Raw genomic sequence first — 24,489 nt, 5'->3', positions numbered from 1 at the left:
GGCACCAACACGATTGATAGTGAACCTGTCGGAGGTCAGCGGTATCGACGCCGGTGGGCGTCGATAGCTTAGCTGCGCCGCCGCGGTCGCTGGCGAGGCGGACCACGCCTTCTGCTTGGTAGACGGGGAAGCAGGCCGCGTCCGCACTGCTCTCGCCGCGAAACAGGTAACCGATCTGTTCGAGCTCGTCTGGTCGGTCAGTGAGGCGTTACAGAACTCGGGCTGAACAATGTGTACTTCTACGGCGGACTCGCACGCCGATGCTCGTCCCGAATGGTCCGCCTGGTTGGCGTTGTTGCGCTCTGCAGGGTCCCGGCTCAGGTCGCACAGTGTGCCAGCAGGAACCGATGCACTTTTCGCATGCGCGCTCCACATCGGTGAGCAGCATGCCGGCGCCTATCTGGGCGATGACCTTGGACACGAATCAGGGTCTGGCGGTCCCAATCATCCTGTTCCACAACCCCTGTCGTGACGCCAGTCAGGGTCCTGGGGCCTGACGTCGCTGTTGGGCCTAGACCCCTTTCTCTTCCGGTAGCAGCGGCGCCCTTGTGATGCGGACAATTCGGGTCGCTAGGTGCAAGTTCAATCGCTCCTCGACATCCTGCCGGTCGCGGCCCGAGGTGTCGCGAATGCGGCCAATCCGATAGCGCCGAGCGCTTCTGCGGATGTTGAACGCCTCGTGAGCGTGATGACCAAGTCGGTCCTCTCGCGGACGTAGCTCAGAAGTGGACCCAACCACTCCATTACGGCGGCGACAGACCCGGCGCGATTTCAGCGCCGAACACCACGACGCCGAGCATCGGCGAAAGGCCCCGAATCCTGACCACCAGACATTGCGACGCTGGATGCATTCCGTTAACCCGCAGTTCGAAGCACTCATCTAGACATGTAGACACCACAGGAGCCTTGGGAAAGGGAACCATCGATGTCCGGACGAATTGTCACAGGAATCGTCGCCGTGTTGTCCGCGGCAGCGGTGACCGTGGGCTGCAGCAGCGGCCAGTCCACCGACTCCGCGCAGCCCGGCACCGTACGGCTGGCGGTCACCGATCTGCAGGGTCTCGAGGAGCTGCAGCGGGAGTTCGGCGCGTTCCAGGCAAAACTGGAGGAGACCTCCGGCCTGAATGTCGAGTTCTTCGCTGTCAACGATCGCACCGCCGCTGCGGCAGCGTTGCAGGCCAACCGGGTAGACGTCGTGTTCACCGGTCCCGCCGAGTATGTCGTGATCCACGAACAGACCGGCGCCGAGCCGATCATCGCGATCGAACGCGACCGCTACCGGTCCTGCCTCTACACCACCACCGCCAGCGGGATCACTGACATCCAGGACCTGCGCGGCAAGAAGATCGCCATGTCCGACGTCGGCTCCACCAGTGGCCACCTCGGCCCGTCGCAGATGCTGGCCGACGGCGGACTCGACCCCATGAACGACGTGGAGATCCTCACCGTCGGCGACCTGGTGCACCAGTCGCTCAAGCGCGGCGACGTGGACGCTGCCGGAATCGGCTGCCACGACTACGAGGCGTCCATGGCGGAGGACGCCGACCCCGGCGCCTACCGCGTCATCGCCGAAGGACCCGTCCTACCACCAGATCTCCTGATGGGCCGTGCGGGACTGGATCCCGAGACCGTGACCGCCATCCAGGACGCCTTCAACAACAACTTCGACGCCCTGCTGGCGGCCATGCTGGAAGGCAAGGACAACGCCAAGTACGACGGCGCCACGCTGGTTCAGGTGACCGACCAGGACTACGACCGGGTGCGTTCGATGTACCAGTCGGTGGGCGTCAACGACTTCACCGAGTTCCTCGGCGACTGACATGGCATTCGCTACCTCCCACTCCGGGCCGGCGGAGGCGCAGGCCTGCGGCGCCGCCGCCATCGACGTGACGGGACTGCGGGTGCGGCACCGGCGCAGTGCCACAGACGCGCTGAACGGGCTCGACCTGCACATCAGTCCCGGCGAGAAGGTCGCACTGATCGGGACCAGCGGCGCCGGCAAGTCGACGTTGTTGCGCTGCCTGCTGCGGCTCATCGAGCCCGTGGCAGGTCGCATCACGATCGGCGGCACCGAGGTCACCGGGGCGCCGCGCCGTACGCTGGCCGCCGTGCGCCGCGACGTCGGCTTCGTGTTCCAGCGCTTCCATCTACAGCCGCGACTGACCGCATTCCACAACGTGATCCAGGGTGGCATGGGCCAGCACGGGTCATGGTGCGCATGGCCGTCGACCAGCCCCCGCGAGGTCCGCGACGAGGCGATGCAGAGCCTGGACCGCGTGGGCCTGGCCGCCTTCGCCGACCGGAGGGTCGACATGCTCAGCGGTGGACAGCAGCAGCGGGTGGCCATCGCCCGGATGCTGATGCAGCGGCCGCGGATCATTCTGGCCGACGAACCCGTCGCAAGTCTGGACCCCCGGTCGGCCACCGCGGTGCTGGACCTGATGGATTCGATAGCGCAGGAGCGCAAGGTCACCGTCGTCATGGCCCTGCACCAGGTCGAGCTGGCGCTGAGCCACACCGACCGGATCATCGGCCTGCGCAACGGCACGCTCGAGTTCGATCGACCCGCCCGCGATTGCGATGCGGCACAACTCAATCCGATCTTCGCCGAGCCCATCTCGTGAGCCCCGCTACCCTCCCCAAACACCAGGAACCGCCGGGCCGGTTCCGCCGGCCCAGCCTGCTGTCGCTGGTCATCATCCTGGTGGTCGGCGGCCTGCTGGTGCACGGCTGGTCCCAGGGCGCCGCGATCCGTCCGGATTCCCTGGCCACCGGGGTGTTCCGGCTCGGCGAGTTCGTCGACGACGCCATCCCGCCGGACGTCAGCCGGATCCGTCCCATCCTGGCCGCACTGCTCGTCACGGTCGAAATGGCCCTGCTCGGAACGATTGTGGGTGTTGTGCTCAGCTTGCCGCTGGCCGTGCTCGCCGCGCGCAACACCACCCCGCACTGGTCGCTGTACGCAGTCAGCCGCGGCATCATCACCGTCAGTCGCACCATTCCCGACCTGGTCTGGGGATTGATCTTCGTGATCGCAGTCGGCCTGGGACCAGAGGCCGGCGTCCTGGCAATCACGGTCGACGTGATGGGCTTCTGCGGCCGGTTCTTCGCCGAGAGCATCGAGGATCTGGATCCCGGACAGCTGGAGAGCCTGCGCGCATTGGCGGCTCCACGCTTCGGCGTGCTCATCGGCGGTGTACTACCGGGCTGCCTGCCCTCCTTCGTCACCACATCGATGTTCGCACTCGAATCGTCAGCCCGGTCATCGGTGGTGCTCGGCCTGGTGGGCGCAGGTGGTATCGGGATCGAACTGGCCACTTCGATGACTCTGCTGCGGTACGACGAGGCGGCCACCATCATCGGCTCAATCCTCGTGGTTGTTGTTGTGTTCGAACGGGTTTCCGCCGTGATCCGTCGGCGCGTCCTGGGTGGATAGGAGTAGCGATGAGCAATAGTCTGGAAATGATCAACCGGCACGCAGATCGCCCTGTCTATCGTCAGCTCAGTGACCTGCTGGCAGCGAGGTTGGCCGAAGAGTTCCGCCCCGGTGATCGGCTGCCCAGCGAGGCGGTGCTGTCGCAGGAGTTCGATGTCAACCGGTTGACAGTACGGCGCGCACTGGAGGAACTGAACCAGCTCGGGCTGATCGAAACCGTGCACGGCAAAGGATCTTTCGTCGCTTCGCCGCCGGTTCGTTATGACGTCTCGGCCGGCCGCGACGCCAGCTTCACCCGCAGCATGAGCGAGCTGGGCCACCGGGTGGCCATCGTGGTGCTGTCCAGCGAGACCGTCGCCGAACACCCCACGCAGACCGAGCTGCAGACCACCGGCCCTGTACTGGTGACAACCACCCTGCGCCTCGTCGACGACGAACCGTATTCGCTGTCGGTGACCGCACTCGGAATCGAACGGTTCCCGCAGATCGCACAGCAGTGGGCAGGAGAAGCATCGCTGTTCGACTTCCTGCTGGACACCTACGGCGTCCGGATGCACCGCGCCAACCGCACCTTCGCCGCCACGCTGGCCGAACCCGCCGAAGCCGAGTACCTGCGGCTGCGCATCGGCGGTGCGTTGTTGGAGATGGGCGGTCTCAACATCGACCAGGATGGCCGCCCAGTGGCTGTGGTGAAGCATCGTTATCGCGGGGACCGCGTCCAGTTCACGGTGGACCTCGGATGACCCCGGATGCACGTATGGAGGCCCTGGCCGTCGCCGACCCAATGGCCCTCGAACTGCTTGCCGACGACATCCTGGCTGCCGGCGCGGTGGTGTCGGTGACCACGGGCCCCGAATCGGTCACCACGCCGGTGCGGGTTCCGCTGCCCGGTTCGGTGTCCACCACCACTGTTCTCGGCCATGTCGCGTTGACTCGCTGCACCGTAGACATGGCGGGCACCCGCGGCGACGGTATCCGCGGCGGCTACGACATGGTTGGTGCGGTGGCTGCGGCCATCTGTGATGCCGAATGCGAACGCGGGGGGCCGATGTCGGCGCGGGTGGAAGCCCTGTGCGCCGGCGCCTTCGACCAGAAGGCTGATCGGGCGCGGGCACGCGCGACTCTGGTGGCGGCAACCCGGTTGGAGCAGGCGTGACGTGGCATGTGGTCCATGACGGGCGCAGCACCTTCATGGCGTGTATGCGAGCCTTCTGCACACCGGGCGCCGCGATCGAACTCCCTCCGGTCCCGCAGTTCAGCGCCTGCCGTGAACTCGACGGCGCCGCAGCCGTTCTGCTCGCGCTGCTGGATCCGGGCCTCGCCCTGGCCGTGGCAGGGAACTCCGAAGCGCGGCGGGTGGCCACCAGGGCTGCTGAACAGACTGGCGCTGCGGAGTCTGACATCGAGTGCGCAGATTGGGTTCTGGTGCACGGCCCGGTAGCCGACACCCTCACCCGCGCTCGCCGCGGTGAACGGCTGACCCCCGAGCAGGGCGCCACGGTGATCGTGGCAACCGCGGGCCCGGCAGTGCCGATGGTGCTGTCAGGACCGGGTATCGACGGCAGCACCACCGCCCACGTGCCGCTGGACGCTCTCTCGACGCACGCCTTCACCACCGCGAACACGTCGCCGCCCTGCGGGGTGGATGTGCTGATCGTGACGCCGCAGTACTTGATCGGCCTGCCGCGTAGCGTGTCGATCAGGTTGGGAGACAACTGATGTACGCGAGTATGCAGGAGAACGGCGCGCTTGCCGCCGCCCGGGAGATCGCGCGGGAGCAGTCGTCGGCGCAGGGCGCCACCAACACCGCGGTACTCGAACAACAGGTGTGCGCCGAGGCCGGCATCTGGGAGACCGCCGCAGCCCGTCGCGCGCTCAACCAGGCCGGCGGTGATCCCGCGCACGCCGTGTCGATGCTGCGCGTGTGGGCGGCCACGCAGCCGCACATCCCCTCGGTGACTGTCCAGCCCGGCGACACCGCCGTGGTCCGGCGGTTGTCGTCGGCATATCCGGCCGTCCCGGGCGGTCAGTGGCTGGGTCTGGCGCCCGATCTGATTCCGCGCAGGCTCGACTGGAACGATGGGCCCGCCGTCGACACCACCGAGCAGGCGGAGCGCCCGACGGTCACCGACGACGACGCACCGACGCGCTCGGCGACGCCGCGGGTGCGGGACCTCATCAGCGGTGTACGCCAACCCACAGGCCCCGAGGAGGGACCCGGGCAGGACCCAGCCGACAGCGTGCTGGTGCCGCCGCTGTGCCGCGCCGACCGGCTGGCATTGCTGGCCCGGGGAGAAACCGGTGCCATGGTGGCCCTGGCCGCGCTGATGCTCGGGCGCCGGCAGGAAGCCGTTCTGGTGGAGCTCACCGTCTCGGTGGTGGCGATCCGAATTCCTCACCCCCGCACCGGGGTACCGTGTGCGGCGGCCGAGGTGCCCATCACCGAGGTGGAGGTGGTGCTCGACGCTGACGTCGACGGTATCCCAGGGCTGGCGATGGGATTCGGAGCGTCATTGGGCACCGTCGAGCGGCGGGCCATCTCCATGGCGCTGCTCGACGGCGCCATGCAAGCCGATGGGGATCTGCACCAACCACTGCTGCTGGACGACCAGACCGTCATCGGCGCCACCGACGGCCCGGCCACCAACGGGTTCGTCGAACACCTGCGGCTGCCCCACTACGCCAGCTTCACCGCATACCTGTCCGCCGTGGCAACGAACGAGGCGACGTGACCGACACTGCTCCGCAGACCGTGGCAGCACTGGCCGCTGCCCATGCCCACCCGGAGGCGTATGCCTACCTCGACGAGAACTCCAAACGCAATGTGCGCCGGGCGATCCTGAAAGCGTTGGCGATCCCAGGCTGGCAAGTGCCGTTCGCGTCACGCGAGATGCCGGTGGCTCGCGGCTGGGGCAGCGGCGGCCTGCAGCTGACGCTGTCACTGGTCGGGCCCACCGACGTCGTCAAGGTCATCGACCAGGGTGACGACCAGTCGGTGAACGCCACCGGCATGCGCAATCTGATCAGCGCGTCGGCACAGTGCCGCGCCACGACGCACACCACGGAGGCGACCATCATCCAAAGTCGACACCGGATACCCGAATTGGAGCTCCGGCCAGACCAGGTGCTCGTGCTGCAGGTGCCTCACCCTGAACCGCTACGGCGGGTGGTGCCCGACGAGGCGGCTGCCGTCGAGCACCATGCCCAACAGGACTACACCCCCGCATGGCTGGACCTCTACGACGGCCAGGCCCGCCTCGGCGGGCCCCGGACGGGCGCCGACCACCCGGTGCTGGTCGACGGCGGCAGGCTGATGAGCCCGAGCCCGATCCCCCGCCACGACGTCCTGCGCCTGGACCGGCGTCCCCACCCGATCCTGTTGGGCGCCGGGCGCCGTGCCCGACTGACTGCCCTGCCGCCCTACACCAGCGTCCAGGCGTTGGCGTTCGACGACATCCCCTTGCACGCCGAGCAGGCCGGAGAAGCGTGCGCGCGGTGTGCCAGCACGACCTCCTACCGGGTGCCCAGCGACGGGGCATGGCAGTGCACCGACATCGATGCCTGTCAGGTCCGGCGCGCAGCAGGCCGGCCGTGACCGCCGGCGCCGCCACCACGTGGCCACAGCAGACCACGCTGCTTCCGCCCGAGCCGGTGCTGTCGGTTCGCGGAATCTCGCACCGCTTCGGTCCGGGCTGCCCCCGTTGTGTCGAACTCACCGGGGAACTGGCCGGCACCAACCGGTGCTCGGCATGCGGATCGGTGACTGCCGTGCACGACGCGAACCTGGACGTCGGGCCCCAGGAAGTGCTGGGCATCGTCGGCGAATCCGGTTCAGGCAAGACGACATTGCTGCGCTGCCTGAACCTGGACCTGACACCGGATTCCGGCACGATGACGTTGACGGGTTACGGCGATCTCTACACCACAGCCGTCAACCGAACCGAGATCCGGCGTTCTGCGGTGGTGATGGTGCACCAGAACGCACTGGCCGCCGGGTTGTATCCGGGTCTGGCCGCGGAATCCAATGTGGCCGAACGCCTTCTGGCCGGTCACGGCCGGGTGTTCGCCGACGTGCACGCCAAGGCGACTGCCCTGCTGGTCGAGCTGGGCCTGCGGCCCGAACGCCACACCGACGCGCTGCGTACCTTCTCCGGTGGTATGCAGCAGCGGGTGCAGCTGGCGCGGGCGTTGGTGGCGCCGCCGCAGCTACTGCTGCTCGACGAGCCGACCACCGGGCTGGACCCGTCCGTGCAGGCCGACCTGCTGGAGGTGGTACAGCGGGTGGCCCGGGCCCTCGGCTCGGCCACCATCGTGGTGTCCCACGACCTGGGCGCGGTCCGAGTGCTGGCCTCGCGGGTGCTGGTGTTGCATCACGGCCGGATCGTCGAACACGGGCTGACCGAACAGGTGCTCGAGGATCCACAACACCCTTATACCCAGCTGCTGGTCTCGTCGAGGCTGATATGACCGCTGCGATGACCACCGGGATCACCGCGCGCGGCCTCACCAAGAAGTTCGACGGTGCCGCTGTCCTGGACTCAGTTCATTTCGACTGTGCGGCAGGCACACTGACTGTCGTCATCGGTCAGCGCGGTTCCGGCCGCTCGACGCTGCTTCGTTGCCTCACCGGGGTCTATCGCCCCGACGCCGGTGCGGTCACCTACCGGCTCGCCGGCGACACTGTGGATCTGTCCACCGCCGACCCCCGAACGGCCGCATGGGTGCGGATGCATCACATCGCGACGTTCGACGGCGCTTTGGCCGCGCCGCCGCAACTGCCTGCCGCGGTCACGGTGGCGCGCGTGACCGGTTGCACCCGTGCGGCGGCGGCCGGGGCACTGGACCGCCTCGGCGCCGGCGCAGTCGCCCCGGTGGCCGTGGGACGGCTGCGGTTGCGCGATCGCCACACTGTGGCGCTGGCCGCGGCACTGGTGGCCGAACGCCAGTTCGTGGTTCTCGACGAGCCTGAGAACCACGTAGCACCAGAGGTTTTGGTGGATTGGCTACCACGTCTGCGCGACGCCGGAGCCACCGTTGTCGTCACGGCTGCACCCGAGAGTGCACTCACATCGATCGCGACCACCGTCGGTGAGTTGCGGGAAGGAAGGTTGACATGACAGAAACCGTGCTCGAAGGGGTCACCGTGGTCCCAGGCGATGGACGACCCGTGGTGGACGACGCGGTGGTGGTGATCGACAACGGTCACGTCACCGAGATCGCCGCGGGTGCAGCCACCGCCACCAATCTGGTTCTCGTGCCCGCCGCCGTGGACCTACACCTGGACAACCTCAACGAGCGGCGACACCCGCGCGCCACGGTGTCCCTGGATCCCGCGGCGGTGCTCACCGTCCTGGACGCCGAGTGCGCGGCGGCCGGGATCGCGACGGTGTGCGTGGCCGCGCGCTGTGAGGACTCGCCACGCAAGGGCATCGCGATTGCCGATGCGGCCGCGCTCGCGGCCGTACTGGAGGACCTGGGCCCACATCTGAGCTGCGACTGGCGTATTCACGCGCGGGTGGAGCTCACCGACGACCGAGCGATCGACGCACTGCAGGCGGTACTGGCAGCGTCGTCGCGGGTGGCGCTGATGTCGATGATCGAGACCTCGGTGCAGCGCAGCCGGTTCTCCTCGCTGGCCGAGACGCGCGCGTTCTACGCCAAGGACTGGGGCGTCAGTGAAGCCGAGGTCGAAGCGGTCTTCACCGTCGATGCCGGCCGACTGGCCGCCATCACCGACCGGCGTCAGGAGGTCAGCGCGCTGGCCCGCGCACATCAGATCGTGCTCGCCAGCCACGACGATCGCACTCCCGAACACATCGAAGAGGGACACGCCGCCGGTGCGTCAGTGGCGGAGTTCCCGCTGACCCTTGCCGCCGCCGCGCGGGCCAAGGAGCTTGGGATGACTGTGGTCCTGGGCGCGCCGAACGCGATGCGGAGCCGCTCGACGTCCACCGGCAACGTGCTGGCCGCCGACGCCATTGCCGCGGGAGTCTGCGACGTGCTGTGCTCGGACTACCTGCCGTCGTCACTGCAGGCCGCGCCCCAGGTGCTGGCCCAGCGCGGCGTGGTGGGGCTGTCCGACGCAGTGGACCTGGTGTCATCGAAACCGGCTGCGGTTTTGGGCGCACCCGCCACCACCATCGAGGTCGGCCGTCCTCTCACGGCGTCACTGCGGCGCTTGCAACCTGGCGGCGCGCACCTCGGGACGGCCCTGTGGCGCAACGGCCAGCAGGTATTCGGCCGTGGCGTACAGATGATCTCGGCCTGACCCGCTGCTGCGGCGGCCCCATCTCTGTGGCTTCTCAAACTCATGTCCACTGGCGGTTCACATCAGCGTGCTGTCGTAGCAGTCGGCAGCCGAGGCGACGTCGCCACCTGGCCGGCGTGGGCGTCGCACTCCAGCACGCTGAACCCTGGTTCACCGCCGCCACTTTCATACCGTTCGTCGGCCATGGCTGGGGGTGCGGGCTCACTACGACCTTGGTCGGGGCGCCGCGAGCTCTCGCAGTGACGACAAGAACAATTCGTCCATCCGGGGACTCAGTTCAGCCAAGGTCGCGGCGCTGGCATAACTCGCCGAGCCGAACACCCGCTCCAGTACGTCCGCCTCGGTTGCGGCGCCGATCGACAGGCACAGGCACCCTACGCCGTCGGCGCGCAACTCCTCGAGCGCCTTGCGGGAATCGGCTTCGGCATAACGTCCTTCGTAACCGTCGTCGTAAGGGAAGCCGTCCGACAGCACGAGCAGCAACCGATGCGGTGTGCCCGCCTGCGTCTTCAATATCTCACCGGCGCCGCGGATACCGGCGCCTAGTCGCGTATAACCCGACGGCTGCAGCTGGTTGAGGCGGGCCGGACCGCCTGCGCCGAACCGCTGCCCGAAACTCTTGATCACGGGCAGATGCACCGCGCTTCGCCCGTGTGAGCGGAAGCCGTACACCGCGACGCGATCGCCGAGGTCTTCGAGCGTCACGGTGAGCGTGGCTGCTGCACAGCGTTGATGTTCGTGGACGGCCCGCCCGTCGCCGTCGGCGTCGATTGCCGACCCCGAGACATCGACGAGTATGAGCACACCGAGGTTGCGGTCGAGTTTGCGGCGCGCGGTGTAGACATGTTCTGGGGGTGAATGTCCAGAGCGCAGGTCGACGAACAGGTCGATCAGGGCCTCGACGTCGACGTCGTCACCGTCGGCGCGGGCACGCAGCACTTTCGGACCCAAGCCGACTCGGGCCAGCCTGCGCCGCAGCACGGCGTCACGCGCGGGACCGGCCATGCCTGACCCGATCGTCGCCGTGACCGGGAAGTCGATGACGCGGCACCAATCCTCCCGATACCGGTTACCGAAGACGTCCCATTCCGGATACCGGGCGCCACCGACTCCCATTGCGGCACCCGGGGTCTCGTCGCCGGTGAAGCGTATCGGGGTGGGCAAGGGCCGAGCGTTCACTCCGGCGCGCGACGTCCGCTTGATCGAACCCACACCCAACTCGCCGCCGGCGCCCTCGCTCCCGGAAGAGCGAGAGGTGCCAAACAGTGTGTGCAGAAAGTTCGCGGGCGCCTGCGCGCCGAGCGGAACCTCGAACAGCTTCAGGATCCAGCTCTTCTCGGGCGGTGCCTCGTCGTCGCCTTCCTCCGTCTCGGACAGGTGGGCGTGCTCGACAGTCATCCGGACGTCGGCTTCTGCCGCTTGCGACCCCGCTTCGATCCGGGCGCGGATCAGTTTCGACGCCTTGATTGTGCCGTACCAGTCCGGCGCGACGTCGAGTTTTGCTCTGCTAGCAGCGATTTCGAGCGATTCTTCGGAACTGGCCGACCACGGCGGGTATCCCGGCCCGACGGCTGCCGCCAGCGGAACACTCCTGCCGAGTTCGGCGAGAACACGGTGGCCTTCGAGCGCCAGGTAGCGGCGTGCGAGCGACGGGCGCACGCGCAGTCGCCTGACGTACCGGTCGTCGAGGCTGCCGGCACCGAGAAGAGCGCTCTGGAGCAGCACTTCGCGCCTCTGCCGATCCACGTCAGCGCTTGTAGATACGAAAATGACCTGCCCGTCGGTGTACGCGAACTCACCACCGGGGACCACGGCGATGTTGACGGGCCGTCCTGCGAGAAATGCGGCGAGGAGCCCGAAGTGTTGCAGTGCACTGTGTTCGGTGTTCACCGCCGCGGCAGGACCGCTTCGACGAGTTCGCCCAGGGCCCGGATCACGTCGGGATCGTCGGAGAGCACCTCGACCACGGCGGACTGGACGGCGTCGCGCAAACCGAGTCCTTCGGCGACGAGGCCGCCCGCAAGAATCAGCATGCGGGTCGACGCCACCTCGCTCAGCGCCGAGCTGTCCAGGTTCCGGATGGCGTTTCCGAGGACGACCAGCGACGCGGCGGTAGACGCATCGATTCCTGCTTCGCGGGCCACCACCTCGGTTTCGATCTCGGCAGCCGGGAAATCGAGGCTGATCGCGACGAAACGCTGGCGGGTCGAGTCTTTCAGGCTTTTCAGGATGCTCTGGTAACCGGGGTTGTAGGAGATCACGAGCTGAAAGCCGGGCGCCGCGGACAAGGTGGTGCCGAGCCGGTCGATGGCTAGCTCGCGACGGTGGTCGGCGAGCGGATGGATCACCACCGTCGTGTCTTGGCGCGCCTCCACGATCTCGTCGAGGTAACAGATGGCGCCGTCGCGCACCGCTGTGGTCAACGGCCCGTCCACCCAGACGGTTTCGCCGCCCTTGAGCAGGAAGCGACCGACCAGATCCGCCGAGGTCATGTCCTCGTGGCCGGCGACGGTGATGAGCTCACGGCCGAGTTCGTGGGCCATCGCCTCGACGAAACGAGTTTTTCCGCACCCGGTGGGTCCTTTGAGCAGCACCGGGGAACCCCGGCGCGCCGCCGCCCGGAAGATGTCGACCTCCATACCGGCGGCGCGGTAGAACGGCGCCTGCGAACCCGTCTCGGCGGTCGGCCGAAACTTACTGGCCGTCATCGCTGTTCGGGCGCTGAATCGGTACGACGGGCGGCATCTGCACCCCTTGCGGCAGCACGAGCTCCCCGTCGTGGTTGATGTATCCCGAATGCTTGGTCGGTAGTGGCAGATCAGGATTGGGGCACGGTCGATCAGTGCCCTCGCCGCAGATCCCCGGGTTGAAGTACGAGCGCTTCTGCACATCCTCCGGCCACGGATCGCCCTGCATGCCGAGCCACGTCGCGGGGACGTTGTAGAAGAGGAAGAAGCAGGCGCTGACCCCTCCGAAAATGGCCAGGAAGCGGATGAACTGTTGTTTGACCACCCCGCCACGAAGGCTGTCGAGCCCGCGTTCGACCACCGTCCGGCCCCGGTCATCGGTGAAGAAACGCAGGCAGCACAGCGCCGCCTGAACGCCGCCCCACATCAAGCCCTCGTAAATCGGCCATTGGTAGTACGTGCCCGCGTTGAACGACAACGACTGGATGGCGCCGGGGTAGGAATAGAAGCCGATCGGCAGCATGACCAAGGCCTCCATGACGAAGTCGAAGACAAAGGCGATCGCATAGGTGACCAGGATCAGCCTCAGATTGCTGATTGCGGGCCAACGGTTCTTGATCTTTCGCATGAGCCAACACCCGACGATGGTGATCAGCAGTACGCCGTACATGTAGCCGGGGATGTTGGTCAGCAGCGGCTCGGGCACGGTATGGCCCGGTTCCTCGTGTGCCACCCAGCCCGGAATGTGTGGTGCCCACGAGCCCTGGTTCCAGAGCCATGCGTTGTAGGTGCACCAGGTGCTGTAGTAGTTGAGCATCGGATCCTGGAACATCATCAGGCCCATCGACACCAGCAGCATGCCGTCGAGGGTGATGCGTTTCTCCCGCACCCAGGGCCGGATGAGGAAGAACCACAAGGCGAACGGCAGGCCGATCCAGAGCACGATGGCGTTGGCCATCAGCGGTATTTGCATGTACATCGGTGGTTCGCTCGGACCTCCCTCCACTGGCTCGAAGAAGGGGCCGGTGACCCACCGGATGAACACATAGACCGTGTACGCCAAGAATACGGTGCCGACCGTCGCCCAGAACTTGAAGGCGGCCGAGGACGACGGCCGCGGCCTCCCCAGGTCGGCGGTCGCGCCGACGGATTCGGTGATCGCAGACCTCTTGGATAGTTCACTCATGATCGGTTTCCCCTTGGCGATCGTGGCGGTGGTCGGCGGCGCGAGGCCATCCAACTGATGCGAATATACTCGTCGGTATCTCAGAGTCCAATAGGTTACTCAGATTCTGTGGCAGAATATCGCCATGGCGGAGCGCTGGACGCGAGAGCGCAGACTCGAACACACACGCTCGGTACTGCTGGATGCCGCCGAAGAGGTCTTCGCTGAAAAGGGTTTCACCTCAGCCACTCTCGATGACATCGCGAAGGCTGCCGGATATACGAAGGGTGCGATCTACAAGCACTTCGCAGCCAAGGAGGATCTCTTCCTGGCGGTCAGCGATCGCTACTGGCGCCGGTACTTCGACAACTTCGCCGAGGTGATGTCGGCCTCGACTGTCGTCGGTGAGCGTGAACTCGACGAGATTGCCCAGCGCTGGTGCCAGCTGAGCCGCGACCGCGGCGCCGAACATGCCGCCTTGGGGCTGGAGTTCACGCTCTATCTGCTGCGCAATCCGGAAGCACGGGACCGGGTCGCGGCCAAGAGATCCGAAGTCGTCGAAGCACTCGCGAAGTTCATCGTCGAGGGTATGGAGCGGCTGGGCGCAACGCTGCTCATCCCGCCGCTGACTTTCGCGCAGACGCTGGTGGCCACCAGCGACTCCGTCGTCTTGGGCAGCGTGCTAGACGGGGTGGACCTGTACCGGCCGATCGTGGAGATGTACACATCGGTCATCAAGCTGCCCAGCTGAGTGCCACCGCTATCCCTCGAGATGTCGACGACCCGAGCCGGGCACCCGTCGTGGTCTACGTTGAATCACTGCGCCAGGTAAGTGGATTGTCCCGCAGCAATGTTGAGCGGCCCGTGTAACCGCATCGTTGTCCGTGTCAATGGGCGTTGGCTCGCCTGAGCGTGGCGGGGGCGGCGCGAATGCAGAGCGCTCGACCGGCCGGCGAGGATCTGCGCAACCCGCCACGGTCGGACGAAGAGCCACTGAGCAGGGTGCGGCCTTGCCAGCTGCAGGGATGTCCGTTATGGATAGAGCTATGGCAGATCAGTCGGCGGAGCTCGGCTCGTTCTTACGAGCGAGGCGTCAAGCGGTGACGCCGCAGGACGCCGGCCTCGTGCCTGGCGACGGTCGGCGGGTTCGGGGCCTTCGTCGAGAAGAGCTGGCTCTGCTTGCCGGGTTGAGCACCGACTACTACCGACGGCTTGAACAGGGTCGGGAGCACCGGCCGTCGCTGCAAGTGCTTCGTGCGCTCGCACGCGCGCTGCGGCTCGATGCGCACGCGACTGCCTACCTCATCTCGCTTGTCCATCCCCTCCCCCTCGCGATGCCGGCTCATGCCACCACGGTCTCCGCGGGAGTCCGACTTCTCCTCGATTCCGGCTTGCGCGTACCGGCAATCGTCGTCGATCTGGGCCTCAACATCCTTGCGATCAACGCGGCTGGTCGTGCGATGTACAGCGGCTTTGGCGACACTGACAACCTTGCCCGCATGGTGTTCCTCGACCCTGCCGCCAGAGATTTCTACACGGATTGGCACCAGGTGGCCACCCAGGTCGTCGGCAACCTCCGTTCAGGCCTGACCCGATTCCCGAATGACGACCGCGTCGCCGAGGTGGTCGATGAGATCTCCGCTCGCAGTTCATTGTTCGCGGAACTGTGGGCGACCCACGACGTACGTCCGCGCGCCAGCGAGGACAAAGTGTTCCATCACCCGCAAGTCGGCGAGCTACACCTACACTTCGAGGCGCTCGAGGTAGCGGACGCGCCCGACCAGCGGCTGTTCGTTTACTGTCCGCGCGAGAACGGGCCGTCTCCAGACGCCGTCGCTTTGCTGGAATCGCTTACGACGGTGACCGCGCCGGCGTAGCCGCGCTGAGCTCGTCGATCTGTTCCGGTGTCAACTGCACTTCAGCGGCAGCCACATTCTCTTCCAGATGCGTGCGGCGCGATGTGCCAGGGATGGGAAGCATCGCCGGTGAGACGTGCAACAACCAGGCGATCGCCACCTGGCCCACAGTGCACTGGTGTGCCCGCGCGATGTCGGTGAGCGCTTGGTGGGCCGCGGCGAGCCCGCCCTGCGCCACCGGCGCCCAGGGAATGAACGCGAGCCCATCGCGTTCGCACACCTCCAGAATGTCCTTGGCGCTCCGGTCGATGACGTTGAATCGACTTTGGACACTGACGATATCGGCGATCTGCCGCGCCTCGTCGAGCTGCTCCACCGTGCATTGCGACATGCCGATCTCGCGGATCTTGCCTTCATCCTGGAGCGCCTTGAGCTCACCAATCTGGTCTGCCAGCGGCACTTTGGGGTCCACCCGGTGCAGCTGCAACAGATCGATCTGATCGACCCCCAAGCGGCGCATGCTCATCAATACCTGCTGCCGCAGGTATTCGGGTCGTCCGACCGGCGGCCACGCCGCCGGCCCGAGGCGTTTCGGCCCACTGTCAGTGTCGATGACATCAGGTCCGTTTCGGGTCAAGCCCGCCTTCGTCGCGATTATCACGTCATCGGGGTACGGGTGCAGCGCCTCATACAAAATCTGTTCGGCGACATGCGGGCCGTAGGAGTCGGCGGTGTCGATGAACTGCACGCCGAGGTCGACCGCCCGACGGGCCACGGCGATACATTCGTCCCGGTCCTGGGGCTCACCCCAGATCCCGCGGCCCGTGAATCTCATTGAACCGAAACCCAAGCGCGACACTGTCTTACCAGCAATAGTGATCGTCTGCGGATTCATGTTTTACCTCCACTTCACTGCGTTTCCATTGTGGTTCTCGGGCCCTCGTACTGCCGGTACGACCAGCCCCACCGCGACCACGGTAGGTGCCCTCCCGTGGGCTTGAGGGGGTAGTGATACACCCCCCCACTTCAGGAATAAGCTGACTGCCGCGAGCGATCAGGTAGCGAAACGACACCCGGTGGCCCCGCCGCTTTCGCTATTCAGTCACGCCCCGAGCGGCCGCGTCGAATTCACAGAACATCCTGGTGAAGTACTCGGGCTGCTCCTCGGCCACCCAGTGGCCGCAGTCCGGGACAAGCTGATCTGTCACCGAATCAGCGACCTCTTCACACATTGCCCGGAAGTTGATGGCGAGAGGCCCGGAAGCACCTCCCGAAGCCAACACCGGGATGGTGAGCTTGCCGTGTTGTTGCAGCGCGGTGCGATTGTCGTCGGCGTCGCGGTCGAGTTCCCGGTAGATCTCACACATTGCGCGCATGGCTCCCGGGGCTTCGAACGCGCGGGTGTACACGTCAAGGTCATCATTGGAGATCGCATCCGGTTGGTAGGTCAGTTCGTCGAAGAATCGGTTGATGTACCAACGTTCACGTCCGTGCGTGAGGTAGACCGCGATGTCCGGGTTGGCATGAAAGGAGAACTGCCACGCTGACTTCTGAGCCACTCGCCATTCGTAGTAGGCAGTGCCCGGCAGCGGAGCCTCCATGAAGGTGGCGCTCACGACATCGTCGCGGTACCGCAGCGCGAAACCCAGAGCCAGTGTCGACCCGAGATCATGGCCGACAAGCGAGATGGGCTCCGCCACGTTCAGGGTCTCGCGGACAAGACTGTGAATATCACCGGCCATGGTCCACTTGTCGTACCCGTCACGAGGTTTGTCAGACGCGCCTGCGCCGCGATAGTCGGGCATGATCACCCGATAGCCGGCGGCGGCCAGCGGAATCATGACCTTCCGCCACTCGTATCGCGTTTGGGGCGCGCCGTGGAGAAGCACGACGGTCTTGGTGGGTTCAGGCGGAGTGGCAACCGTATAGCCGATACGAACCGTCTTATCCGGGTCGACCCAGGCCCGACCGTGGTGGACATCGACATCGTGCCCTGTGGTCATGTTCTTTCGCCTCTCTTTGTGCATGCCCTGTCGGCGGCCAGTGTCGCCCCGGCGTCCCCGCGAAGGGGGGGAACAAGTCGGCCCCCCGGCACGCCCGACTCACCGCTAGGGCCAACCACGATCCGACGGCGCCACCATGACATGCCGCTCTCTTATGCCGACCACCGCCAACGGGTGCGACCACCGGTAACCCCGACCCGACAGCGACGATAAGGCCCAGCATCAGCGTGATGTCGTCGGTGGTCCGGAAACCACGCGGGCGGCGCAGTATTCCAGGTATCACTCACGGTTGAAGGTGCGCTTCTTAAGACCGCCTCAGACCGACAAACTGCGTTTCCCGACGCTTTGCGCGCGAACACATCTACCGCGGCGCGCGCGGCGTTGCTCCAACTTCACCAGCTCGACAGGCTGGCTCATCACCGGACTCTGTGCCTCCGCGGCGCCCACTTCAAGCCCAGTTCGTTGAGCAGCGAAGGTTTATCGGTGTGTCCAGAGCACCGAGCATTTCCTGCCCGTCCCGCAACGCCATCGTTTCCTCAACTCATGTTGAAGGGGTCGAGCGGTCAGATATGCGGGCAAGCCCGGGATGAGATCCTCAGGCCGGCGAGCGGTCTGCATGACGGTGCGGTCGGGTCTGATCACCGCGGCCGCGCATCGACCTCGGTTGAGCCACCGAGCAAGTACGGTGCCTGGCTCGGCGACGTACACGGACGCACCACGCAGCTCGATCGTTGCGCGGTGGGCAGGGTCCAGGTGGGCGGTAGTGACGACGGCAAAGCCAATCCCGAGGACATCGTCAAGCCGACGACCGGACGGCTCTATAGTGTTCGGGCACAACGTGCCCGCGAGGCGCCGTGGCCGGCCGGCAGCTTGCACGAACGCCGATTTGCGCAGAGTGGGCGTTGTGGAGTCGACGACCCTGTCACGCACGCCGGGGATCACGCTCAGGCGCGGTAGCACGAAGCGGCGCAGAATATCTCCGATTTCACCGCCTGCGGTCATGAACTGCCCGACCATCTTCGCCAGGCGAATCATTCCCCGCACGTGCGGTTTTCGTTCCTGCTCGTAGGTGTCGAGAGCACCACCGGGTAGATCGCCGGACAGCACGCCAGCCAGTTTCCAGGCCAGGTTCATCGCGTCGCGCAACCCGGCGCCCATCCCCTGACCGATGAACGGCGGCGAGAGGTGGGCGGCGTCGCCGAGCAGAAACACATTCCCCTGCCGCCACCGGTCGGCAATCTGGGCGCGGAACGTGTACTCGGCGACGCGGATGAGTTCCAGTTGGTCGTCACGCACTGTCCCAGTCCAGGGAGCGATCAAGGGCTTGAGAGTGGCCGCGTCGGAGAAATCACTTGCCGTCTCGTCACTGAGGAGCTGAAACTCCCAGCGGTAGCGGGTGTCCCCGATTCGCATGTACGTCGCTGCTCGCGCAGGATCGCAAACCTGATGTACGCCGTCCCACTGACCCAGGTCTGCGGTGGTATGGACGTCGACCACCACCCAGCGCTGTTGGAAGTGCAGATCGGTCATAGTCGACCCGATCGCTGAGCGCACAAAGCTGTTGGCGCCATCGCAGCCGAGGACGAAGTCGGTGTCGATGTATATCTTCGTGCCGTCGATACGGTCGCTGCACGTGAGTCGGAGACGGCCGTCACCGAGTTGCTCGAGGCCGGTCACTTCGGTATTGCCGCGCAGTTCAATCTCCGGATAGCGTGAGAGATTCTCGCGCAGTAGGGTTTCCAGTTCTGGCTGGTCAAACATGCTCGCCTGCGGGAAGCCGTGAACGCTCGGTTCGATGTCGCGACGGAACTCAGCCAGGACGCGGTGGCTGCGGTCGCGGAACTGCAGTCCCAGCGCCGGACGGGAGATGGCTGCAAACTGCTCGGCGACGCCCATCCGGGCGAGCACGCGAAAAACCTCGTCATCCAGGTGCACCGCACGCGGTTGTGGGTACACCCCACCCCAGCGGTCAAGGACCAGGTTGTCGATGCCGTACTGAGCCAGGAGTGTAGCGGCACAGGCGCCGGTGGGTCCCGCACCGACGATGACGACCTGTGCAGAACGAATAGCATTGTGTTGCTGTGGCTTTGATGCTGACGTAGGCGAGTGTGTCATCGGGTGCCCGGTTACTCTGCGGTGGTGATCCGGTAGGTCACCGCGTATCGAGAGAGCTCGCGGTCGACGTCCAAACGTTGTGACGGAGCGTTGAGGGTGACGGTGAGGACGGGCTCACCGTTGTCGATAACAGCATCGACGCTGACGCCGCGGTGCCCGGCGAGAGCAGCGGTGATGGCGCGGCGGGCGGCGTCCATACGCAGCGGTGGTTTATAGGGCTTGCCGATCGCGGTGACCGGGAGCGCATCCAGGACGGTGACCGTCCTGGGTGCGGCGGCGCGCTCGCCGACGTGCGCAGACGCCCACTGTTGCAGCGCATCACCGCTGGTATCGCACCCGGGGTGCAGCGTGACGTAAGCGACCGGGACTTCGCCGGCATGCGCGTCGGGCGCGCCGACTGCTGCCGCAGATGCCACTGCGGAGTGCGAGAGCAGGGCGTCCTCGATCTGTGAGGGGTCGATGTTGTGACCGCCCCGGATGATGAGGTCCTTGGCGCGCCCGGTGAGGTAGACGAATCCGTCGTCGTCGACCCAGCCCAGGTCACCGGTGTTCAGGCGCCCCGAGACCAGACTGCCCAGCCCGTCGACCTGCAGACCTCGTTCGTCACGGCCCACGACGTAACCTGCGAACACCGTCGGCCCATCGATGACCAGGGTCCCGGTTTCACCAGCCGGCAACTCCTCCAGGTGCCCCTGACCGTTGCAGTTGGCGGCGGCGATTCGTTGGTAGGGCAGACGTTGGCCCACCGAGCCTGAACGCGGATGATCTGGGAAGTTACGCGCGCTGGCGCAGGTGGCCTCGGTGAGCCCGTAACCTTCGACAAGTGTTATCCCGGTGTGAGATTCGAAATCCTTGCGCACGGCCGGCGGCAGTGCCGACGCGCCGACGATCGCCATCTTCATGCTCGAGATGTCGGCGTCAACCGGGCAGTGGGACAGGGCGGCGTACACGGTGGGGACTGCGCTCATGGCGGTGATCTGGTAGCGCTGGACGATCTTCCACAAATTTGCAAACAGGGCGGGGTCCCGGTATCCCAATGGTCCCGCCCACACCACCTGCTGGCCGCGCAGCAGCGGTGCGAGCAGGGTCACCATCAGGGCATTGACGTGAAACAGGGGCAGCGCCGCCAAAGTCACGAAGTGCTGATCGCTGAGGGTGTCGGCGGCGGCGACCATCCAGGCATCGGCGACCTCGTTTGCGTGGGTGTGTGCGGCCAGCTTGGGCGTGCCGGTGGTGCCGCCGGTGTGGAACACGGCCGCAAGGTCACCCGGTTGAGGCTCGACACCGTGAAACGCTTCCCCGTCGTGACCGGCTGCCAGAGTGGTCAAGTACCCGACAGTGGCGCCCCTCAATGCCGGCGCAGGTTCACGGACGGCTGTCCCGGTGGGCGCAAGTAACAGCACGGTATCGATCAGCCCGCCTGTGGCCAGCTCCTCGGCCAAGGCCCAACTGGTGCCATCGAGTTGGGGAGCTGCAGTGATCAGGGTTCGAGCGCCGGTGCGCTTGACCAGCTCGCTGACATGCTCAACGCTCAGGCCGCTGTTGATGGGCGCGGCGATCCCGGCGAGTTGCGCGCCCAGCGTCGCACTGATCAATTCGTGGCAGTTCGGGGAGAGTAGTGCGACGACACTGTCACGGTCAACTCCGTTGGCGTGCAACAGGTTGGCGGTGCGGCGAACGTCGGCAGCCAGCTGAGCAAACGTCCGCGACACCCCGTCCTTCCAGCGGGTCGCGTCCGGGAGGATGGTGACCGCGGCAGAATCCGGCCACAAAGTTGCCGCGCGTTCCAGGATTTCAAAGGTCGTACCCGGCAGGCCGCGTTGGCTCAACGGCACACTTTCCACAGCGGCAAGATCCCCGGGGCCGGTGTAGCGGGGCCACAACAGATCTCCGGTCATGCGTAGATGACCTTCATGCGCTGAGTACCGAGGTCGAGTGCACCATCGTCGGTGCCGATCGTCGCCTCAACCACATCGTCGTGCTGCAGGTACTTCTTGTTTCCGGCCTGTCGTTTGAAGAACGCCTTCCATTTCACCGCCGGCGGGAGCACAGCACCGATCACCTCGATGGGCTTGGGCGGGGCACTCAATGCGGTGCCGGCCGGCGTTCCGGTGAGCACCAGGTCGCCGGCCGCGAGATCCTGGAACCGGCTCAGCGACTGCAACGCCTGTAGGGGGCGGTAAAGCATGTCGCCCTCAACCAGTGCGTCCTGTCGCACCTCGCCGCTGACACTGAGCTGCAGCCGCAGATCGCCGAACCGCGTGAGTTCCTGGGCATCGAGCAACACGAGTTCAGGACCGACCGGGGTGAACGTGGGGTAGGACTTGGCTTCGTAGAACTGGGTTTGCGGCAGTTGGATGTCACGGGCCGACACGTCGTTGGTGACAACAAGCCCCGCGACGTAGTCGCTGAGGTTCGACTCGGTCACGGTGGTGCCGACTGGCATGTCGCGCCCGATGACAAGGCCGATCTCGACTTCGTAGTCGAGGAACCGGACGTGTTCGGGCTTGATGATGTCGTCGAACGGACCGCTGATCGATGCCGAGGCCTTCCGGAAGAAGGTCAGCGGCACAGTCTTGGGGTCCATGCCGGAATCCTTGACGTGGGATTCGAAGTTGGTCATCTGCGCAACAACTCGGCACGGCCGGGTCACCGGCGAGATCAGGTCAAGGGAGCCGACGTCGACGGTGGTACCGGTGTCGGCGCCGTTCGCGGCGGTCGTGATGGCCGTGCGGTCGGCCAGCAGCGCTGCGGTGGTGAGGGCTGTGGTGCGGATCTTGACGGCACGGTCGTTGGTCTTGACCCACCAGCTGTCGGTGGTGCGGAGGATGGAAATGCTCATGAGCGTGCCACTTTCAGTAGGCCGAGGAGGCGGTGGAGGTCGAATTCGTTGGTGCGTGGCAGTGCGGTCAATATGGACAGGGCCTCATGGCGTGCCGCCCGGGGACTCGTCCCGAGGAAGTCGCTGGTGACCGGCGGTCCCCATTGAGACAGACCGCTGGCGGTGAAGGGCGCCCATCCCGGTTCGAGGGTGTGGTCGAACATGTCGCCATCGGCGAAGTGCTCTACGAGAAAACCGTCGGGGTCGCGCCAGTAGTCGAAGAGCTGGCTGCCCTGGATATGTCTTCCGATGCCCCATGAGCGGAAGTAGCCGCGTTCGCGGAGGTACTCACCGCCGGCGGCGAGCGCATCCAGATCGCTGACCTGGTAGGCGGAGTGGACATAGCGGTTGGCCGGCCCCAGTGCCACGGCCAGTGTGTGGTGATCGGCGGGCTCCGACCCACGGTCGCAGCGAATGAAGCTCATGGTCGGGCCGCGCTCCCGTTGACCCGGGAAGAAGAGGAAGTCACTGACGATCATGCCGAGGTTGTCCAGGTACCAGTTCAGTGCCGCCAGGTACGTGGTGGACTGCAACACCACATGGCCCAGGCGCTGTACCCGGGCCGGGACCCGGCGGGGCCGCTGGGTGGTGTTCGTTCGAACGACGTAGCCGCCGGCGTTGATGAGCATGGGTTGCTGTCCGGGCAATGGGGGATGACTGTGGGTGCCTGCGACGACTCGGACCCGAAACCCGCTGGGGTCGGTGAGATGGACGGCCGATCCGCCGAGCGTCTCCGGCAGCCGCTGCACCCGTGCGCCGGTCTTCTCGGCCAACCGCCGCACATCGGCTTCGTCTGCGGCACGGAACGCGACGCCGGTAAAACGGGACTTCTCGCCGCGATGCAAGATCACGCACGGGGCTCCCGGGTCCGTCCCGCGTAACTGCAGTTCGCCGGGAGTGCGCAGCGCCACTTGGAATCCGAAGGCCCGCGCAAAGGCCTCGGCGCGCACCAGATCAGGCTTCTCGAATTCCAGCCACGCAATATCGCGCACTTTGATGATGGGGTTCTGTGCGCGTCCCGGATGTTCGCCCTGCAGCGAACCCTGCTCGCTGTGCAGCTCGCTGTGAGTACTCATCATTTGTGCGCCACCTCCCGCGCCCGAAGTTGAGGAAATCGTCACATACGACGTTATGCTCAGTCAAGCATCCTGACGAAATCGTCATCAATGACAGAACTGCTACATTGACCTCACATTCGAAGGTGAGGTGGTCATGAGTGAGCCGGCCGGCGCGGTGGTCAACCGGGTGCAGCGACGCAAGCAGCGCACCCGGGCCGCGTTGATCAACGCGGCGCAAGGTTTCATCGCCGACGGCAAGCTGAATGTGGCAGTCCTGGACATCACCCAGGCCGCCGACGTCGGCATGGGCTCGTTCTACAACCACTTCGACAGCAAGGAACAACTGTTCGCCGCTGCGGTTGCCGACGCGCTCGATGCGCACGGCGCGCTGCTGGATGTACTCACCGCTGGCGTCGAAGATCCCGCAGAGACATTTGCGTGCCGGTTCCGACTGACCGGGCGTCTATTTCGGCGCCGCCCCCAGGAAAGCCAGATCCTGCTGGCCAATGGGGTGGATTTGTTGTCCGCGGACCGTGGGCTGGCGCCCCGCGCGCTGCGCGACATCGAAGCGGCCATCCACGCCGGTCGGTTCACCGTCGAGGATCCGCAGCTTGCACTTGCCATCGCCGGTGGCGCCATTCTGGGTCTAGGTGCTCTGCTGCGGAAGGATCCTGGACGCGATGACGCCCGGGCCGCTGACTCTGTCACCGCAGACGTACTCCGACTGTTCGGAATGTCGGACAGTGACGCCGCCGAGGTGTGCGCCCGCCCACTGCCAGATCTCGACGCGGCTGCTGGACCCCAGCCTACGACTTGAGGCCGATCGCGTCCGGACCACCCCAGGCCACCCGGCCGTCCAACCCGAGGTGGTCCACCGGCGCGTACTGGTTCGCAGGAGGTGTCACGGCATAACCTCTACTGATTCACATCCTGGGCCGCCTGGGCATCGCACACGTCTCCGATGATTCCGAAAGCCTGTCGGGGCGAGCGGTGTTGGCCCTCCTTGGTGGTGCCACGATT

At 66.0% G+C, this 24,489-nt stretch carries 23 protein-coding genes; 14 read left to right on the top strand and 9 right to left on the bottom strand.

Going from position 1 to position 24,489, the window contains the following annotated elements:
* The first annotated feature begins 925 nt into the window (after positions 1-925).
* The 11 genes from AC3A6P_RS06310 to AC3A6P_RS06260 are packed head-to-tail and all read left to right on the top strand — an operon-like array spanning position 926 to position 9,704.
* Positions 926-1,819 (top strand): phosphate/phosphite/phosphonate ABC transporter substrate-binding protein, encoded by an 894-nt coding sequence (locus AC3A6P_RS06310; RefSeq protein ID WP_487689724.1) that lies wholly within the window; start codon positions 926-928, stop codon positions 1,817-1,819.
* A 1-nt stretch (position 1,820) separates the two neighbouring features.
* Positions 1,821-2,624 (top strand): phosphonate ABC transporter ATP-binding protein, encoded by an 804-nt coding sequence (locus tag AC3A6P_RS06305; protein WP_487689722.1) that lies wholly within the window; start codon positions 1,821-1,823, stop codon positions 2,622-2,624.
* Positions 2,621-3,436 (top strand): phosphonate ABC transporter, permease protein PhnE, encoded by an 816-nt coding sequence (gene phnE, locus AC3A6P_RS06300; protein WP_487689719.1) that lies wholly within the window; start codon positions 2,621-2,623, stop codon positions 3,434-3,436. Before AC3A6P_RS06305 ends, phnE begins: the two co-directional genes overlap by 4 nt.
* An 8-nt stretch (positions 3,437-3,444) precedes the next feature.
* The gene (locus tag AC3A6P_RS06295; protein WP_487689717.1) at positions 3,445-4,179 is read left to right on the top strand and encodes a GntR family transcriptional regulator; all 735 of its coding nucleotides are present in this window, start codon (positions 3,445-3,447) and stop codon (positions 4,177-4,179) included.
* Positions 4,176-4,592 (top strand): phosphonate C-P lyase system protein PhnG, encoded by a 417-nt coding sequence (locus AC3A6P_RS06290; RefSeq protein WP_487689714.1) that lies wholly within the window; start codon positions 4,176-4,178, stop codon positions 4,590-4,592. Before AC3A6P_RS06295 ends, AC3A6P_RS06290 begins: the two co-directional genes overlap by 4 nt.
* Positions 4,589-5,155, top strand: coding sequence for a phosphonate C-P lyase system protein PhnH (locus AC3A6P_RS06285; protein ID WP_487689712.1), 567 nt, complete (start codon positions 4,589-4,591; stop codon positions 5,153-5,155). Before AC3A6P_RS06290 ends, AC3A6P_RS06285 begins: the two co-directional genes overlap by 4 nt.
* Positions 5,155-6,168 (top strand): carbon-phosphorus lyase complex subunit PhnI, encoded by a 1,014-nt coding sequence (locus tag AC3A6P_RS06280; protein ID WP_487689710.1) that lies wholly within the window; start codon positions 5,155-5,157, stop codon positions 6,166-6,168. The genes AC3A6P_RS06285 and AC3A6P_RS06280 overlap by 1 nt, the downstream gene beginning before the upstream one ends.
* The gene (locus AC3A6P_RS06275) at positions 6,165-7,031 is read left to right on the top strand and encodes an alpha-D-ribose 1-methylphosphonate 5-phosphate C-P-lyase PhnJ (RefSeq protein WP_487689708.1); all 867 of its coding nucleotides are present in this window, start codon (positions 6,165-6,167) and stop codon (positions 7,029-7,031) included. Before AC3A6P_RS06280 ends, AC3A6P_RS06275 begins: the two co-directional genes overlap by 4 nt.
* Positions 7,028-7,903 (top strand): ATP-binding cassette domain-containing protein, encoded by an 876-nt coding sequence (locus AC3A6P_RS06270; protein ID WP_487689705.1) that lies wholly within the window; start codon positions 7,028-7,030, stop codon positions 7,901-7,903. Before AC3A6P_RS06275 ends, AC3A6P_RS06270 begins: the two co-directional genes overlap by 4 nt.
* The gene (locus tag AC3A6P_RS06265; protein WP_487689703.1) at positions 7,900-8,553 is read left to right on the top strand and encodes an ATP-binding cassette domain-containing protein; all 654 of its coding nucleotides are present in this window, start codon (positions 7,900-7,902) and stop codon (positions 8,551-8,553) included. The genes AC3A6P_RS06270 and AC3A6P_RS06265 overlap by 4 nt, the downstream gene beginning before the upstream one ends.
* On the top strand, positions 8,550-9,704 hold the full coding sequence (locus AC3A6P_RS06260; protein WP_487689700.1) for an alpha-D-ribose 1-methylphosphonate 5-triphosphate diphosphatase: 1,155 nt from the start codon (positions 8,550-8,552) through the stop codon (positions 9,702-9,704). The genes AC3A6P_RS06265 and AC3A6P_RS06260 overlap by 4 nt, the downstream gene beginning before the upstream one ends.
* Before the next feature lie 204 nt (positions 9,705-9,908).
* Here the strand turns inward: AC3A6P_RS06260 and AC3A6P_RS06255 are convergent, their stop codons facing one another.
* From AC3A6P_RS06255 to AC3A6P_RS06245, 3 genes are read right to left on the bottom strand one after another with little or no spacing between them, the layout of a single operon-like run.
* Positions 9,909-11,594, bottom strand: a complete 1,686-nt coding sequence (locus tag AC3A6P_RS06255) for a nitric oxide reductase activation protein NorD (RefSeq protein ID WP_487689698.1) — start codon at positions 11,592-11,594, stop codon at positions 9,909-9,911.
* Positions 11,591-12,412 (bottom strand): AAA family ATPase, encoded by an 822-nt coding sequence (locus AC3A6P_RS06250; protein WP_487689695.1) that lies wholly within the window; start codon positions 12,410-12,412, stop codon positions 11,591-11,593. The genes AC3A6P_RS06255 and AC3A6P_RS06250 overlap by 4 nt, the downstream gene beginning before the upstream one ends.
* Positions 12,399-13,577: a spirocyclase AveC family protein gene (locus AC3A6P_RS06245; protein ID WP_487689692.1), complete on the bottom strand. Its 1,179-nt coding sequence runs from the start codon at positions 13,575-13,577 to the stop codon at positions 12,399-12,401. Before AC3A6P_RS06245 ends, AC3A6P_RS06250 begins: the two co-directional genes overlap by 14 nt.
* Positions 13,578-13,701: 124 nt before the next feature.
* Between AC3A6P_RS06245 and AC3A6P_RS06240 the strand changes: the two genes are divergently transcribed.
* Both AC3A6P_RS06240 and AC3A6P_RS06235 read left to right on the top strand, forming a co-directional pair.
* Positions 13,702-14,307, top strand: a complete 606-nt coding sequence (locus tag AC3A6P_RS06240) for a TetR/AcrR family transcriptional regulator (RefSeq protein ID WP_487689689.1) — start codon at positions 13,702-13,704, stop codon at positions 14,305-14,307.
* A 295-nt stretch (positions 14,308-14,602) separates the two neighbouring features.
* Complete coding sequence (locus AC3A6P_RS06235) at positions 14,603-15,433, top strand: helix-turn-helix domain-containing protein (RefSeq protein WP_487689687.1); 831 nt, start codon at positions 14,603-14,605, stop codon at positions 15,431-15,433.
* On the opposite strand, the gene AC3A6P_RS06230 is transcribed toward AC3A6P_RS06235, so the two are convergent.
* The 6 genes from AC3A6P_RS06230 to AC3A6P_RS06205 all read right to left on the bottom strand — a co-directional run bounded on the left by AC3A6P_RS06230 (position 15,408) and on the right by AC3A6P_RS06205 (position 23,487).
* Entirely contained in the window at positions 15,408-16,307 is a 900-nt protein-coding gene (locus AC3A6P_RS06230; protein WP_487689684.1) for an aldo/keto reductase, read from the bottom strand. The genes AC3A6P_RS06235 and AC3A6P_RS06230 overlap by 26 nt on opposite strands.
* A gap of 199 nt (positions 16,308-16,506) precedes the next feature.
* Positions 16,507-17,415 carry an alpha/beta fold hydrolase gene (locus AC3A6P_RS06225; protein ID WP_487689682.1) on the bottom strand — a complete coding sequence of 303 codons (909 nt, stop codon included), beginning with the start codon at positions 17,413-17,415 and terminating at the stop codon, positions 16,507-16,509.
* Between the two features lie 477 nt (positions 17,416-17,892).
* A complete protein-coding gene (gene mhpA / locus AC3A6P_RS06220; RefSeq protein WP_487689679.1) occupies positions 17,893-19,530 on the bottom strand; it encodes a bifunctional 3-(3-hydroxy-phenyl)propionate/3-hydroxycinnamic acid hydroxylase MhpA in 1,638 nt (545 codons plus the stop codon).
* A gap of 11 nt (positions 19,531-19,541) precedes the next feature.
* Positions 19,542-21,428 (bottom strand): acyl-CoA synthetase, encoded by a 1,887-nt coding sequence (locus tag AC3A6P_RS06215; RefSeq protein WP_487689676.1) that lies wholly within the window; start codon positions 21,426-21,428, stop codon positions 19,542-19,544.
* On the bottom strand, positions 21,425-22,372 hold the full coding sequence (locus AC3A6P_RS06210; RefSeq protein WP_487689672.1) for a fumarylacetoacetate hydrolase family protein: 948 nt from the start codon (positions 22,370-22,372) through the stop codon (positions 21,425-21,427). Before AC3A6P_RS06210 ends, AC3A6P_RS06215 begins: the two co-directional genes overlap by 4 nt.
* Entirely contained in the window at positions 22,369-23,487 is a 1,119-nt protein-coding gene (locus tag AC3A6P_RS06205) for a VOC family protein (protein ID WP_487689669.1), read from the bottom strand. The genes AC3A6P_RS06210 and AC3A6P_RS06205 overlap by 4 nt, the downstream gene beginning before the upstream one ends.
* 136 nt (positions 23,488-23,623) lie before the next feature.
* On the opposite strand from AC3A6P_RS06205, the gene AC3A6P_RS06200 reads away from it, so the two are divergent.
* A complete protein-coding gene (locus AC3A6P_RS06200) occupies positions 23,624-24,286 on the top strand; it encodes a TetR/AcrR family transcriptional regulator (protein WP_487689666.1) in 663 nt (220 codons plus the stop codon).
* Positions 24,287-24,489: the final 203 nt, after the last annotated feature.

This window comes from Mycobacterium sp. Soil_C_30 (assembly GCF_057656995.1).
Note: the sequence above shows the minus strand (reverse complement) of the source record. Positions and strands in the feature narration are given on the sequence as shown.

Excerpts from the sequence above, each read along its gene's own strand:
- AC3A6P_RS06310 (WP_487689724.1), top strand. The coding sequence starts at position 926 with ATGTCCGGACGAATTGTCACAGGAATCGTCGCCGTGTTGTCCGCGGCA.
- AC3A6P_RS06305 (WP_487689722.1), top strand. The coding sequence starts at position 1,821 with ATGGCATTCGCTACCTCCCACTCCGGGCCGGCGGAGGCGCAGGCCTGC.
- AC3A6P_RS06295 (WP_487689717.1), top strand. The coding sequence starts at position 3,445 with ATGAGCAATAGTCTGGAAATGATCAACCGGCACGCAGATCGCCCTGTC.
- AC3A6P_RS06290 (WP_487689714.1), top strand. The coding sequence starts at position 4,176 with ATGACCCCGGATGCACGTATGGAGGCCCTGGCCGTCGCCGACCCAATG.
- AC3A6P_RS06280 (WP_487689710.1), top strand. The coding sequence starts at position 5,155 with ATGTACGCGAGTATGCAGGAGAACGGCGCGCTTGCCGCCGCCCGGGAG.
- AC3A6P_RS06265 (WP_487689703.1), top strand. The coding sequence starts at position 7,900 with ATGACCGCTGCGATGACCACCGGGATCACCGCGCGCGGCCTCACCAAG.
- AC3A6P_RS06260 (WP_487689700.1), top strand. The coding sequence starts at position 8,550 with ATGACAGAAACCGTGCTCGAAGGGGTCACCGTGGTCCCAGGCGATGGA.
- AC3A6P_RS06250 (WP_487689695.1), bottom strand. The coding sequence starts at position 12,412 with ATGACGGCCAGTAAGTTTCGGCCGACCGCCGAGACGGGTTCGCAGGCG.
- AC3A6P_RS06245 (WP_487689692.1), bottom strand. The coding sequence starts at position 13,577 with ATGAGTGAACTATCCAAGAGGTCTGCGATCACCGAATCCGTCGGCGCG.
- AC3A6P_RS06240 (WP_487689689.1), top strand. The coding sequence starts at position 13,702 with ATGGCGGAGCGCTGGACGCGAGAGCGCAGACTCGAACACACACGCTCG.
- AC3A6P_RS06235 (WP_487689687.1), top strand. The coding sequence starts at position 14,603 with ATGGCAGATCAGTCGGCGGAGCTCGGCTCGTTCTTACGAGCGAGGCGT.
- AC3A6P_RS06230 (WP_487689684.1), bottom strand. The coding sequence starts at position 16,307 with ATGAATCCGCAGACGATCACTATTGCTGGTAAGACAGTGTCGCGCTTG.
- AC3A6P_RS06225 (WP_487689682.1), bottom strand. The coding sequence starts at position 17,415 with ATGACCACAGGGCACGATGTCGATGTCCACCACGGTCGGGCCTGGGTC.
- mhpA (WP_487689679.1), bottom strand. The coding sequence starts at position 19,530 with ATGACACACTCGCCTACGTCAGCATCAAAGCCACAGCAACACAATGCT.
- AC3A6P_RS06215 (WP_487689676.1), bottom strand. The coding sequence starts at position 21,428 with ATGACCGGAGATCTGTTGTGGCCCCGCTACACCGGCCCCGGGGATCTT.
- AC3A6P_RS06210 (WP_487689672.1), bottom strand. The coding sequence starts at position 22,372 with ATGAGCATTTCCATCCTCCGCACCACCGACAGCTGGTGGGTCAAGACC.
- AC3A6P_RS06205 (WP_487689669.1), bottom strand. The coding sequence starts at position 23,487 with ATGAGTACTCACAGCGAGCTGCACAGCGAGCAGGGTTCGCTGCAGGGC.
- AC3A6P_RS06200 (WP_487689666.1), top strand. The coding sequence starts at position 23,624 with ATGAGTGAGCCGGCCGGCGCGGTGGTCAACCGGGTGCAGCGACGCAAG.